General features: G+C 43.1%; 13 protein-coding genes. 7 read left to right on the forward strand and 6 right to left on the reverse strand.

The genetic code is table 11. The features are described 5' to 3' along the window. Positions 1-8: 8 nt before the first annotated feature. Positions 9-1,079, forward strand: a complete 1,071-nt coding sequence (locus tag BCU75_RS15545) for a sensor domain-containing diguanylate cyclase (protein WP_102474377.1) — start codon at positions 9-11, stop codon at positions 1,077-1,079. 28 nt (positions 1,080-1,107) lie between these two features. Here BCU75_RS15545 and BCU75_RS15550 read toward each other — a convergent pair whose 3' ends face one another. Continuing rightward, complete coding sequence (locus BCU75_RS15550) at positions 1,108-1,674, reverse strand: DUF1415 domain-containing protein (protein WP_102464999.1); 567 nt, start codon at positions 1,672-1,674, stop codon at positions 1,108-1,110. 85 nt (positions 1,675-1,759) lie between these two features. After that, positions 1,760-2,959, reverse strand: a complete 1,200-nt coding sequence (locus BCU75_RS15555; RefSeq protein WP_102474378.1) for an MFS transporter — start codon at positions 2,957-2,959, stop codon at positions 1,760-1,762. A 110-nt stretch (positions 2,960-3,069) separates the two neighbouring features. Here BCU75_RS15555 and BCU75_RS15560 point away from each other — a divergent pair, with 110 nt between their 5' ends. Then, positions 3,070-3,942 (forward strand): LysR family transcriptional regulator, encoded by an 873-nt coding sequence (locus BCU75_RS15560; protein WP_102474379.1) that lies wholly within the window; start codon positions 3,070-3,072, stop codon positions 3,940-3,942. Between the two features lie 89 nt (positions 3,943-4,031). Here BCU75_RS15560 and BCU75_RS15565 read toward each other — a convergent pair whose 3' ends face one another. Next, positions 4,032-4,268, reverse strand: a complete 237-nt coding sequence (locus BCU75_RS15565) for a glutaredoxin family protein (RefSeq protein WP_004734934.1) — start codon at positions 4,266-4,268, stop codon at positions 4,032-4,034. Between the two features lie 153 nt (positions 4,269-4,421). Between BCU75_RS15565 and BCU75_RS15570 the strand changes: the two genes are divergently transcribed. Beyond that, the gene (locus BCU75_RS15570) at positions 4,422-4,919 is read left to right on the forward strand and encodes a YgjP-like metallopeptidase domain-containing protein (RefSeq protein ID WP_102474380.1); all 498 of its coding nucleotides are present in this window, start codon (positions 4,422-4,424) and stop codon (positions 4,917-4,919) included. A gap of 4 nt (positions 4,920-4,923) precedes the next feature. Next, on the forward strand, positions 4,924-6,246 hold the full coding sequence (gene rlmF, locus BCU75_RS15575; RefSeq protein ID WP_102474381.1) for a 23S rRNA (adenine(1618)-N(6))-methyltransferase RlmF: 1,323 nt from the start codon (positions 4,924-4,926) through the stop codon (positions 6,244-6,246). Positions 6,247-6,343: 97 nt separating this feature from the next. Here rlmF and pilW read toward each other — a convergent pair whose 3' ends face one another. Beyond that, positions 6,344-7,111 (reverse strand): type IV pilus biogenesis/stability protein PilW, encoded by a 768-nt coding sequence (pilW, locus tag BCU75_RS15580; RefSeq protein WP_102474382.1) that lies wholly within the window; start codon positions 7,109-7,111, stop codon positions 6,344-6,346. 169 nt (positions 7,112-7,280) lie between these two features. Further along, the gene (gene metA, locus BCU75_RS15585) at positions 7,281-8,222 is read right to left on the reverse strand and encodes a homoserine O-acetyltransferase MetA (RefSeq protein ID WP_004734938.1); all 942 of its coding nucleotides are present in this window, start codon (positions 8,220-8,222) and stop codon (positions 7,281-7,283) included. Positions 8,223-8,495: 273 nt separating this feature from the next. Between metA and BCU75_RS15590 the strand changes: the two genes are divergently transcribed. Together BCU75_RS15590 and BCU75_RS15595 are read left to right on the forward strand one after the other, a co-directional pair. Continuing rightward, positions 8,496-8,864: an AAA family ATPase gene (locus tag BCU75_RS15590; protein WP_102474383.1), complete on the forward strand. Its 369-nt coding sequence runs from the start codon at positions 8,496-8,498 to the stop codon at positions 8,862-8,864. Between the two features lie 78 nt (positions 8,865-8,942). After that, positions 8,943-9,365 carry a DUF3859 domain-containing protein gene (locus tag BCU75_RS15595; protein ID WP_076678686.1) on the forward strand — a complete coding sequence of 141 codons (423 nt, stop codon included), beginning with the start codon at positions 8,943-8,945 and terminating at the stop codon, positions 9,363-9,365. Positions 9,366-9,520: 155 nt separating this feature from the next. On the opposite strand, the gene BCU75_RS15600 is transcribed toward BCU75_RS15595, so the two are convergent. Then, positions 9,521-10,627, reverse strand: coding sequence for a M20/M25/M40 family metallo-hydrolase (locus BCU75_RS15600; protein WP_102474384.1), 1,107 nt, complete (start codon positions 10,625-10,627; stop codon positions 9,521-9,523). A 261-nt stretch (positions 10,628-10,888) separates the two neighbouring features. On the opposite strand from BCU75_RS15600, the gene BCU75_RS15605 reads away from it, so the two are divergent. Next, the gene (locus BCU75_RS15605; RefSeq protein WP_102474385.1) at positions 10,889-12,853 is read left to right on the forward strand and encodes a tetratricopeptide repeat-containing diguanylate cyclase; all 1,965 of its coding nucleotides are present in this window, start codon (positions 10,889-10,891) and stop codon (positions 12,851-12,853) included. Positions 12,854-12,868 lie beyond the last annotated feature (15 nt).

The raw sequence follows: 12,868 nt of genomic DNA on the forward strand, positions 1-12,868 counted from the left end.
TCCCAGTTATGAACCAAGCTAGTGAAAGCGAAATTGTTATACGCCGCTTGTATCAAATTACCAATGAGTATCGAAAAGGTTTCGATACTCAGATCGCTCAACTGCTTATTATGGGACTCGAACGCTTTGATTTAGATATTGGCATCTTATCGAAAGTAGAAGGTAACCGTTATCAAGTAGAACACTGCATTACTCCTGATGGCGTGGAACTGCACTGTGGCGATGTTTTCGATTATCGTTCGACCTATTGTCAAATTACGTGTAAATCAATCGGCCCTATCTGCATTGAACATTGCGGTAAACACGATAAATATGCGACTCATCCTGCTTATCAATCTTTCGGGTTAGAGTCTTATATTGGCATTCCTATTTTCGTAAACGGAGAGCTTTACGGCACCTTAAACTTTTCAAGTCCTAGACCGTATTATCGAGAATTCAAAGAGTTCGATATCGATGTGATGAGGTTGATGGCTTCATGGATTGAAGTGGAACTGGTTAGAAGACAACAAGAACGAAAACTCAAAGAGCTGAATGAGAAGTTAGAGTACCAAGCTATGTATGACCCTCTGACACACTTGCCGAATAGACGTTGCTTGTTCAAAACGTTGAACGCAGAAGTAGAGCAGTTAAAAGGATCTTTAGGAGAGGGAACTTTAGCGGTTGTCGATATCGACTTCTTTAAGCAGGTCAATGACACTTATGGTCATCAAATGGGTGATGTTGTGTTAAAGAAAGTGGCGAATGTGCTGAGCAATAACACTCAAGAAGGGGAGTTTGTGGCGCGTTTTGGTGGCGAGGAGTTCATTCTTTGGTATCCAAATAAAACCCCAAGTTGTGTTGAAGATAAGTTCATGATTCTTCTCCAAGATATGAAGAAAATTACACTGGATAGAAAACCAGTCACCATATCAATCGGTGCGTGTCATTTTAAGCTGAGTACTGGAGATACCAAAGGGGAAAGAATGTCGGCGTTAGACTCGTTAATTAAAGTTGCCGATGAATGCCTGTACATTGCGAAACAAAATGGACGAGATCAGTTCATCTCTCGTCCATATCATCAAGAGCACTCAGGAATATGAGCCATCATGTTAGCGACTAACTGAATTATTAACTGAACAGGTAAGGGAACAGTTGACGACGTTCTTCTGGCGTTAAAGATTCAACTCTTGCGATGTTGGTATCAGGAATCGCTTCAGGATTAGGGTAGTGCTTCAACACTTTTTCCATGCTTGCTTCACGAATCAAATGGTAAACCGGATACGGAGAGCGGTTTGTTAGGTTTTCATCGTCTTCTGGATCCGCACCACCAAAACAATAGTCTGGGTGGAAAGTTGCCACTTGGTAAGTACCTTCCCAATCTTCTTGCTTGATCAGTGCTTCAATCCAATCAATGAACATGTTGTAGTCGAAAAAATCTTGCAGCATGTTAGGCACCACGACCAAAGTCGTCTCTAATTCTGCGACTGGCGTATTATCTAACTCTACAAAATGCGTCATGATGTCTTCCAATAACGCTTCTTCCGTTTTCGCTTCACTCACAAAGATCTTAATTTGCTTGTTACGTTGTGGCTTGGCTGCGAATGGACACAGGTTCAGGCCAATAACGACATCGTCTAACCACTGCTTTACTTGGTCGTGGATGGTTTGAAGATCTGTGCTTTGAGTGTTCGACATAACAGGTTCCGAATTGAAATTTTGCGTAGGATATCAGAACGGACGTTAATCAAAAGCAATAATTGAGTTACAAATTCAGTTGTACCTATGCTCGTGCGAGTTTAGAAGCTGAGGCTTGAAGTTGTTTCAACCGATAGACCCAAGCAAAAATAGCGACATAGAAGATTGAACCGCCCACAATCACGCCATTCCAACCAAACAGTTGCCAACAATATAAGAGTAAGAAACCACCTAAGCTCCCGCCAATATAATAATGGACTAAGTAAAGTGCAGTTGCTGTCGCTTTGGCGCTCGGAGCTTTTTGACTGACCCAAGAGTAGGCAAGGGTATGGGCAAAGAATGCGCCGCCGCTAATCAATAGCAAGCCTGCTAGCATGAACGGGACTTTATCGACTGCAGAAACTAGCATTCCGACTAAGCTAATACACACACCCATCAATATACCGTTTAACGGATCAAAACGAAGTGTCCATTTATTGGATAGCTTAGAGCTGATTGTGCCAGCCAAATAGCATAGGAATATGAGTGAAGCTAAACCAACAGGCACTGAATGGGGCGCTGATACTAATCTAAAGCCCATTACCGAATATAGGTTAACGAACAGTGCGAAGTTAGCGCCACCAATCAACATAGCGAGCCACAGTGTACGGTTTCTTAAGTGCATCACTACCGAGCGGTTATGATGAAAGAACAGTCCTTTCTGTGGTTTGAAGTTCTGTTGGTCAGGCAAGCTATATGCAATATAGAGAGCGCCGATTAAGGAGCCGACCACGAAAAACAATACCGTAGCGTGCCAGTCAAAGTAATCCGTGATTAAACCTCCAAGGACACGTCCGAAAATCCCACCCAATGAGTTGGCTGCAATATAGCCGCCAATCGCGACAGCAAATGCCTTGGGAGAGAGCTCCTCAACCATGTAGGCAACTGCCACACCTGCGAATGCAGCAACCGCGATTCCCATGAATGCTCTAGCAATAACAAGTTGTAGTAGAGTAGTCGTGAACACCATGCTCAGCCCAATTAAAGGAATCGCAAAAAGGCTGAACAAGATGATAGGTTTTCGACCAAAGGTTTCTGAGGCGATAGCCCATGGCACCAAACTAATAGATAAACCAAGAGTCGTTGCGGCAAACAACCAGTTGATCTGGGTTTCAGATACTTGGAAGTGCTCCGCCATGTGCGGCAAAATAGGTTGAAAGAGGTAAAGGTTACAGAAAATGATAAACGAGCCAATGGCCAATGATTGGGTGATTCGTTTGTATTGAGGACTGCCTTTATCAAACATTTACGTTGTGCCTGCACAAGTTAATAAGCTATTTGTGAACAAGTTACCAGTACAGTTGCGATTAAAGAAATATATTAAAAATATCACCTCTATATATTAAATATATTGCCATGCTTGAATCAAAACCACTTCGACATTTCTTAGCCGTCGCTCAATTTGGTAACTTTACCCAAGCCGCCAAAGCGCTGCATATTGCCCAACCGGCTTTGAGTATCTCTATTAAAAAACTAGAACAGACGCTCGAGTTAATTCTATTTCGTCGCGGAGATAAATCAGTCACCTTAACGGAAGAGGGAAAGGTACTGTTCGAGCATGGGAAGCGAATAGCCCAGCAGTTCGAAGATGCTCAACTTGCAATGAATGAGTTAAAGGGCTTAGATAAAGGAGAGGTGCGTTTAGGGGCACCAAGCATGATGGGGAGCTATTTTTTCCCTCAAGTCGTGATGGCATTTAAAAGCCAATACCCAAACCTAAAATTGACTTTAATTGATGCTGGCACCGCATCGATTCGTGAAATGCTGTTAAACGGCGAGCTCGATATTGGTGTAATTAATCATGAGAACGTCCCTGATGATTTAGAAACGGACCATCTGTTAAGTTCTGAGATGGTCGCCGTTGTCGGTAAGGAGCATCCGTTAGCACAACAGCCTTCGATGACCTTTGAAGAATTCTTTGCTCAAGAGCTGATCATGTTCAAATCGGGCTATTTTCACCGTGATTTTATCGATGCGACTTGTAAAAAATACAACCTCGATATGACCATTGCGTTTGAAACCAACTTGCTCCCGATGATTCTATCCATCGTTAAACAAGAGTTTGCGATCACTGCGCTGCTCAGCTTAGTGACGGAATATGAGAAAGACGTGATAGGCGTGCCATTTAAAGACCCTGTAAAACTGAATCTATCTTTGGCCTGGAGAAAGGAAGGGTATTTGTCGAAAGCAGACAGAACCTTTATTGATTTCGTTAAGCGTTATGTGTGATTAACATTGAAATAGAACAACAAAGCCCGAGTATCCTGGATTGGATCTTCGGACTTTGTTGTATAGAAGTATTACTGGCTCAGACCACGTTATGTGTTCTTTGAGTTATACATCTTATCGAAGTTTTTCTGATTCCAGCCGACCATCACTTGGTCACCAATTTTCAGCACAGGGATAGAGCGAGCACCCATCGCCTGCAATTCTTTACGGCCACGTTGCATTTTTGCATTCGTTAGGCGATATTCAATTTTCTTCGAATCCAAATAGCGTTGTGCATCTTTACAGTGCGGGCATTTGTCTGCGACATACAATACAACACGTTTCATTTTTACAATCTCTTTTTGAGTGTAGCTCTTGGTGAATCTCGCTAAAGTGTAACGAATCTTAGGTGATTAGAAAAGTGTGATCAGTTACACTGTGCGGCTCAAATTTCAAGACCACAACGTATTGTCGTGGTGTTACCGGTACGGCTTTTTTACATGCATCCTTCTTTGCGATATATCCAAGGCTATCCAAAGCACATTATCGACCCTGTCACTCAGTTAGTTGAGTCGGGTAAGTTAGTGCCGTGGTTTGAAGCTCGCTATCCAAATAATCACGAGATAAAAAGCGAGAAAGCCCTGTTTGACTATGCGATTGAGATAAAAAATCGCTATATGAAGAAAACACCGCCGATCAGCAAAGTGATTTACGACGGAAAGATCCACTTGATCAATAATGCACTAGGTCTTCACACTTATGTGGCAAAGAATCATGGTGGCAAGATCAAATCGAAGAATGAAATTCGTATCGCGAGTGTTTTTCGAAATGCCCCAGAACCTTTGCTGAGAATGCTGGTGGTGCATGAACTGGCGCATATCAAAGAGAAAGAACACGACAAAGCCTTTTACCAACTATGCTGTCACATGGAGCCGGAATATCATCAACTTGAGTTAGATGCCCGTTTATTCATGATGTATTTAGACTTAAAGAAGTAGCCCAATGAGCCAATCACAAAATAGAACTACGCTAAGCCTGTCAAAAAACGGTACCTCATCTGCAAAAACAAAAGACAACCAAGCTGATGTTAAGCCAAGTACAGCTAAGCCAAGCAGCGACAAGCGTATTTCTACAAAGAACACATCTGATAAAAGCCGCAAGAATAGTGCACCTAAAGGCGCTGGCAACAACAACGCAAAGCGACCTTTTGCAAAAGATAGCGAAGGTAAACCGCGTGCGAATAGAGGATCATCGAACAAGGGTTCTTTTAATAAAACTGCTTTTAACAAAAACGCAGCCCAGAGAAGACGTTCGGCTGAAAAACCTCAAGGCGGATTGCACCCAAGAAATCAACACACAGGTCGATACGATTTTGACCTGTTGGTCGCGGCGCTGCCTGAGTTGAAAGAACACCTGATTAAGAACCCAGCAGGGGAAGATACGGTTAACTTCTCCGATCCTCTGGCGGTCAAGCTTTTGAACAAAGCCTTACTTGCTCATCACTACGGTGTGAAGCATTGGGATATTCCGGCGGGTTATTTATGTCCGCCTATTCCAGGGCGCGCTGATTACATCCACAGAGTGGCAGATATTCTGAATAGTGATGGCCAAGGTGAACCTTATAATCATGCTTCTGTGAAAGCACTAGATATTGGTGTTGGTGCAAACTGTATTTACCCAATCATTGGTGCGACAGAGTATAAGTGGCGCTGGACAGGTACTGATGTCGATTCAGTTTCCATCAAAACAGCGAACTTCATTGCGGAAAGTAACCCTAATCTAAAAGGTAAGATCCGAGCTCGCCTGCAAGCCGACTCAGAATCTATCTTTGAGGGCGTGATTAAGGACAATGAACGTTACGACGTCACAATCTGTAACCCTCCATTCCATAGCTCTCTAGAAGAGGCGGAAAAGGGATCACAGCGTAAACTGGATAACCTAGCGGCAAACCGAGCTAAGAAAGCCGGTAAGTCATTCAAGCCAGAAACGAATAAGAAGCCAGTTAAGTTAGATAAATTAACTAAGCAAGATAAACCAACCTTAAACTTTGGTGGCCAAAAGTCTGAACTTTGGTGCCCGGGTGGTGAAGCGACTTTCATTATGAAGATGGCGAGAGAGAGCCAGCTTTTTGCTACTCAAGTATTGTGGTTTACGACATTGATTTCTAAGAAAGACAACGTTGATATGGTTCGTTCAGAACTAGGTAAGCTTAGAGCTAAACAAGTAAAAGTGGTTGAGATGTCGCAAGGCCAGAAGGTGAGTCGCTTTATTGCATGGACTTTTATGGACGACGAACAAAGACAAGAGTGGATTGCGCTTAAATAACAGACTGTACTTGGTTAAGACATTAAGCTGAAATTACGAACGGGCTTGTTGTTAACGCAACAAGCCCGTTTTTTATATCTATCGCAATTAGTTAGCCCTAAACGGAGAGCAGTTCGTCTAATTTACTTTGGTATTTCTGTTGAAGTGCACGGTTACCCGCTTTCTTTTCGAGTTCGATCAAAATTTGAAGCGATGGGATTTGATAGCCATAACGCTGGTGGAACTTGAATAAGCGGAGCCGAGCGTCATTGTATTCGGCCTCACTGACCTCAATTTTAGAAAGCTGTAGAATGGATTTGGCTCGATTTGGGTCGTGGTCAATCGCACGAGAGAAGTAGTATTTTGCTTGCTCGACTTCTCCGGCTTTAAACGCGCAGAATGCCGCATTTTCATAACTGCCAGAGACGAGATAATAATAGGGTTGGTCGATGGCACGGTTAAAGTATTTATCGGCTTGCTCGTATTCGCCCTGTTTACACAAGAATGTACCGTAGTTGTTCAATACGTTGCCGTTTCTTGCGTCTAACCTCAGCGCTTTCTTATAGGCGTTTCTTGCTTCGTCAACTTCCCCAACTTGTTCGTAATAGTGTGCAATGGAAAGGCGAGCTCGATAGTAGCTAGGTGCGTGTTTGATGGCGAGTTCTAGGTTCTCACGCGCTCTCACCATATTCCCTTGCCCCATATAACCCAAACCTAATTCAATACGAGATTCAGACATCGCAATAGGGTCGCTTTCAATCTTTGGCGGTCCTTCAGTGACAGAAACGCAACCGACCAACGAAAGAGAGGCGAGTAGTATCAGACTCGATAACGAAAGGGGGCGGAATAATGAAATAGATTTAGATAATAACGGCTTGGCGGGCATGTGAAGCTCCTTATGAACACCAACCCATCATATGAAATCAAACCCATTGAAGTGGTAAATCTATTATGGAATGCGACTCAAACACCATAAAAAAACCGTGTCCAATTTGGTGTTTTATCAACAACCTACTGAACACGGCTTTATGTGTTTGTGAATCGGAAGAAAGAACTTAATCGTCTTTGGTAAAGTTGTCTTCGCTGAAGTGATCCAAATCGTAAGGCGTTTGTTGGTAAACGCAGTAGTTCAACCAGTTTGAGAATAACAAGTGGCCATGACTACGCCAGCTTGCGACAGGCTTATTATCTGGATTGTTGTTCGGGTAGTAGTTGATTGGAATCACGGGTTCCATGCCTTCGCCTAAATCCCGAACGTACTCACCGTGTAATGTATGCGCATCGTATTCTGGATGACCCGTTACAAACACGTTTCGCTTATCTTTGGTTGCCGCCAGATATACGCCCGCCACATCAGAAGTCGCAAGAACATCAAGGTCGGTATGCTCGGCTAAGTATTCCTGAGAGAAATCAGCATAACGAGAGTGTGGTGCTAAGAAGGTATCGTCAAAGCCACGCAGAAGTGGGTGATAAGGGTGATGAATCTCGTGATTATAAACACCAGAAAGCTTCTCTTTACGAGTGCGCTTTGGCAAATCATACAGTAATTTCAAACCAGCCTGAGCCGCCCAACACACATACAAGGTTGAGGTCACGTGCTTGTTTGCCCATTCCATGATGGTTTTTAGGTGATCCCAGTAGATAACATCTTCAAATTGAACCAAGCCAAGCGGTGCACCAGTAATGATCAATCCATCAAAGTTTCTCCCTTTGACCATTTCAAATTGGCGGTAGAAGTTATCAAGGTGTTCAGTCGGAGTGTTTTTGCTTGGTCGGTCATCAATGCGCAGCAGCTCTACATCGACTTGCAATGGGCTGTTCGATAGTAGGCGTAAGAATTGAGTTTCAGTTTCAATTTTCTTCGGCATTAGGTTGAGGATCAAGACTCGAAGTGGACGAATTTCCTGTGTCGATGCTCTTGATAACGGCATCACGAAGATGTTTTCTTCACGAAGAACATCAGATGCTGGCAATTGATCTGGAATGCGAATAGGCAAAGCTTTCTCCCTAAGCTAGATATGTAGACGTCTATACTTCTGAATCTATAGTAGTTTGATACGCTTGTCGATATACAAAGTGGATAGTTGTAAATTATTTGTGTTTTCTATCAGAAGTAATACCTAGCTTGCTAGCGACTGGTTGTTTGGGGTTCATACATTCGGGGTTTGGGTATTGATCGGTTCAAGTCTGTAGGATTGGTAGAGTTATCAGAGCACTTAGTTAGTATTTGAGATAAACTGGAGCTTTCGAATTAGCTTGTAAAGTGACAGATGAAGTTAATACTCATTCGAGGGCTGCCTGGCTCGGGTAAATCAACAAAAGCAAAGACCTACGATGCATTACATGTCGAAGCGGATATGTATTACGTGAATGAACAAGGTGAGTACTGTTTTGATCCTAGGCAATTGCAGCAAGCTCATGAGTGGTGTCAGAACACGGCTGAAAATGGCTTAAAGCAAGGGTTAGATGTTGTTGTTTCGAATACCTTTATTAAGCATTGGGAAATGAAGGCTTACCGCCAACTTGCACTCAAATACAAAGCGGATTTGGTTATCGAAGTGTGCCGAGAGCAATATGGCAGTATTCACGACATCGAACCGTCTGTGATTAAGCGTATGGCGAAAGACTGGCAAGAATAGCCTCGTACTTCCTCTGCTTGCGTGGCTGAATGGCAAATAGAATTAAATTAATAGAACAACTCCAAGGTAACGATTGAAATGGCAAAGCGCTCTGTTGTGGTCGACATGACTTCTTATGGTATCTATTCCACGTGGGATTCCAAATCTAAAGACCTTCCAAAAATCCAAGAGTTTACCACTACCGTTGATGCTGAAATCGATGTGGAATTTGGCTATATCTTGAATATCAAGAAAGCCAAAGGTGAAAAGATCCGCTACTGTATTTATCACCCGGATATCACCACAGACAAGGGCGAAGTGCTCGAACCGTTTGATGGTGAAGAGCACGTCGGTAATAACGACTGGGATTTCTACTTAGGTGACACTATCTGGGCACCTGTCTCGAACAAGCTAGGCAAGTGGCGTATGACCGTCGAGCTAAAAGGCAACATCATTGCTGACAAGACGTTCGACTTAGTGGGTAAAGATGAGAGTCAGTTTTGGAAGCGCAGGGGTTTTTAAGCTTAATTTTTTAGCTAAACTCAGACAACAAAAAAGCCGAGTCACAGATCATACGTGAACTCGGCTTTTTGACATTAACTAGATGGCATTTGCTATTTCATTAACGAGTAAGGTTGTCTAGTTAACAAATAAGACTGGCTAGTTAACCAGTATGACTATTGCGTTACGTAAGTCACAACAAACTCAGTGATAGCGACCATGTCTTTCACTGCAATGTATTCTTCAGTGGTGTGAACTTTCGCCATACCCGTAGAAAGGTTAACCGTTGTTAGACCTTTCGCATTGAAGTTGTTCGCATCGCTACCGCCGCCAGTGCGTTTAGTATTTGCTGTTACGCCAAGCTTCTCAAACGCTGATTTGATAGAAAGAATATGCGGGTGATCGTCTGCAATCACGAATGCATCGTAAGCACGAGTAGATTCGATTTCTACTTCAGCGCCGAATTGTTTTGCACTCTCTTGGAATGTCGAAATCATGTGCTCAACCTGAGCTGTTAGCTTTTCGCCGTTTAGAGAACGTGCTTCAGCCACTACTTTGATCTCTGGCATTACGATGTTAGTCGCTTGACCGCCTTCAACAATACCGACGTTTGCCGTTGTTTCTTCGTCGATACGAAGTAGGTTCATCTTAGTGATAGCGTCTGCAGCAACTTGAATTGCGCTGATGCCTTCTTCTGGCGCTAAACCAGCGTGAGCAGGGCGACCTTTGATCTTCGCAACAATTTTTTGCTGACCAGGTGCTGCATTTACGATAGTGCCGATCGGGCCGCCTGTATCTAGAACGATAGCGTGCTCAGACTGAATGTAAGACATATCGAAGTTCAAAGAGCCGAACAGACCGCCTTCTTCAAATACAGTAAACGCAATCTCGATAGTTTTGTGCTCTTGGCCTTCAGCTTTGATGCAACGAACCGCTTCCATGATAGCTGCGATACCAGACTTATCGTCGCCACCTAGAATCGTGTTGCCTTTTGAACGGATGATACCGTCTTCAATGATTGGCTCAATGCCGATGCCTGGTGTTACTGTGTCCATGTGGCAGCTGAATACAGTGCTACCAGGAAGCGTACCGTCTAGACGAGCGTAGATGTTGAAACCGTTAGACACTTCTGTAGGGACAGCCAGTTTGTGAACTTCAAAACCCAGCTCACCGAGTTGCTCAGCCAACGCTTCAGCAATCGCTTTTTCGTTACGAGATTCACTATCAATTTTCACTAGATCGCAAAAATGTTCTACAAGACGTTGTTCATTAATTTGGGTCATTGTTAATTCTCATTATGCTTCCGCTCGTTCTATAGAAGCTGCGGAGGTAGGAACAGGAAAATTACTATAACGCCTTTTTGTAGGATGATTGTCTGAGTTAAATCAAGAAAGTTGCCTGATTATTCTAATTAATTAGAAAAATCCAACTAAGATCCAGCGGTGCACAGGATTTTAATCTGCATATCTGTCGGGTATAATGTTTAACCGCTTTGAAAAAAAACGTCGATGAAATTGTAATGCAATCAATAATGGCACTGATAAATGAATAGAAACAATGTGTTAGGTTCATTCCTTTTGGTGCTGCTGATGAGTGTTGTGCTGGGATTGTATTTGCTTTATCCAACTTATGACGACGATTTAAAGCACATTCGCCCTGAAAATCCGAGTGTTTATAGTCCAGAGAAAGAGTTATTGCTCTCTCAATATGGATCTGCGTTGATTGATATTCTCGATGTATCTCGTGGTGATCCTAATTTAGCCTCTCAACAACTCGATGCTCTGCAAGCCAACTTCCCAAATCAAGATAAAGCCATCTATCGTGCCTATGAATTGATGATTTTGTCGAACCTCGCGCAACACAAGCTAGATAGCAAAGCGGTTTCAAGATACGTCAGACAGATTAAAACGCTCGCGCAACACGAACATATGGGGTGGCTTAAGGCTCAATCACTAGTTGAATTAGCGATAGAATACATCAGTAAGGGTGAGTTAGCGGAATCTGAAATCCAAATTCGAGCGGCGATAGATATAGCAGAATCGCTCCACTATGAAGAGTTGTTAATTAAGGCCTATAACACGGCAGGTGTCATTAATAACATCCGTAATGATTTTCCTGAAGCTCAATACTTTTTCCATAAAGGCCTAGACCTTGGCAAGAAGTACCCTCAACACATCTACAACAGTAAGATAGTGTCAAACATGGCACTGCTTTATATCTATTTGGAAGACTGGCCTAAAGCGCTCAAGTTGATGAAAAAAGCCAAAAAACTCTATTACAAGAGTGGACTACTCGAAGCTTCGACCATAGGTGTGCTGCATGTGAATGAGTCTTTTGCTTTTCTGCGCAGTGGTGACTTGGTTAAAGGCCGAGAAGCATATCAAAGTGCGGCTAAGCTCAATGGCGATAATGTGAGCGAGCGATACAAAATCATCTTGTTGAAAGCAGAGAGTGACGTGTTGTTGGCAGAAAGAAACTTTGAGTCAGCAAGGCAAGTCGCGAACTTGTGTCTTAGATATCCGGGAGTGGACAAATACACACTTCAAATGGGCCAGTGTTACTTAAACAGAGCCTTGGCAAACATTGGTTTGAACCGAGATAATTTTGTCTTTGCTGATCTTAAGCGATCATCTGCAATGTTCGACGTTGTGGGTACTCGCAGTTGGAAAGTCCTTGGTCTAAGAACACTTGCAGAATATTACGACTCGAGAGGCGACAGCGAGAATGCACTTCGCTACTTTAAGCTCTACTACAAAGGTAACAAAGCGCTGTTGTTTGATAAACGCCAAAGCGATATCTTTTTACTAGAGCAAGATTTCGCCACGGCATCATTAGCCCAAGAAAATGAACTGCTTAATGCAGAAAAAGAACTTGGGGAGTTGACATTAGACAAGCAGCAGTTACGAAATCGAATTGTTGTCGCGTTGGGTATCATGGTGATGATCAGCGCCGCATTATTGTTGATAAGGCTTAGCTCGATACAAAGGAAAAATAAAGCGCTGGTCACTCAATCTACAACGTGTGCGCTAACGGGTTTATACAACCGACGCTATCTAGAGCAGTTGTTAACTCAGCCAATACCATTTAACAATTCACAGTTTGGAATCAGTCTAGTTATTCTAGATCTTGACCACTTTAAGCGCGTTAATGACACCTTTGGACATGATATTGGTGACGAGGTTTTAGTGGAAGTCGCAAGGCGAGTAAAGCAACATTTATCGCCTAATGATGTAGTGGCTCGCTGGGGTGGTGAAGAGTTTGTCCTCTTGCTATCTGGATCCGTCGATCCTGAACAACAATTGAACGCGATTCGTTTAGGCATTGCTGAAACGCCAATTGATACGCACTCCAGCTCTTTAGACCTCACCACATCGATAGGGGCGTCGATTGGTATTGCTCAAGAGCAACTCAATCAAGATACCTATAAGAAGTACCTCAAATCGGCTGATGATGCGTTATATCAAGCGAAAGAGTCGGGTAGGAATCAAGTAATCATCGCTGAAAGTTAATCGATAATCAGGAAA

Origin of the sequence: Vibrio splendidus, from assembly GCF_002873455.1 — a bacterium.
GTDB lineage: Bacteria > Pseudomonadota > Gammaproteobacteria > Enterobacterales > Vibrionaceae > Vibrio > Vibrio splendidus_J.

Excerpts from the sequence above, each read along its gene's own strand:
- BCU75_RS15545 (WP_102474377.1), top strand. The coding sequence starts at position 9 with ATGAACCAAGCTAGTGAAAGCGAAATTGTTATACGCCGCTTGTATCAA.
- BCU75_RS15550 (WP_102464999.1), bottom strand. The coding sequence starts at position 1,674 with ATGTCGAACACTCAAAGCACAGATCTTCAAACCATCCACGACCAAGTA.
- BCU75_RS15555 (WP_102474378.1), bottom strand. The coding sequence starts at position 2,959 with ATGTTTGATAAAGGCAGTCCTCAATACAAACGAATCACCCAATCATTG.
- BCU75_RS15560 (WP_102474379.1), top strand. The coding sequence starts at position 3,070 with ATGCTTGAATCAAAACCACTTCGACATTTCTTAGCCGTCGCTCAATTT.
- BCU75_RS15565 (WP_004734934.1), bottom strand. The coding sequence starts at position 4,268 with ATGAAACGTGTTGTATTGTATGTCGCAGACAAATGCCCGCACTGTAAA.
- BCU75_RS15570 (WP_102474380.1), top strand. The coding sequence starts at position 4,422 with ATGCATCCTTCTTTGCGATATATCCAAGGCTATCCAAAGCACATTATC.
- rlmF (WP_102474381.1), top strand. The coding sequence starts at position 4,924 with ATGAGCCAATCACAAAATAGAACTACGCTAAGCCTGTCAAAAAACGGT.
- pilW (WP_102474382.1), bottom strand. The coding sequence starts at position 7,111 with ATGCCCGCCAAGCCGTTATTATCTAAATCTATTTCATTATTCCGCCCC.
- BCU75_RS15590 (WP_102474383.1), top strand. The coding sequence starts at position 8,496 with ATGAAGTTAATACTCATTCGAGGGCTGCCTGGCTCGGGTAAATCAACA.
- BCU75_RS15595 (WP_076678686.1), top strand. The coding sequence starts at position 8,943 with ATGGCAAAGCGCTCTGTTGTGGTCGACATGACTTCTTATGGTATCTAT.
- BCU75_RS15600 (WP_102474384.1), bottom strand. The coding sequence starts at position 10,627 with ATGACCCAAATTAATGAACAACGTCTTGTAGAACATTTTTGCGATCTA.
- BCU75_RS15605 (WP_102474385.1), top strand. The coding sequence starts at position 10,889 with ATGAATAGAAACAATGTGTTAGGTTCATTCCTTTTGGTGCTGCTGATG.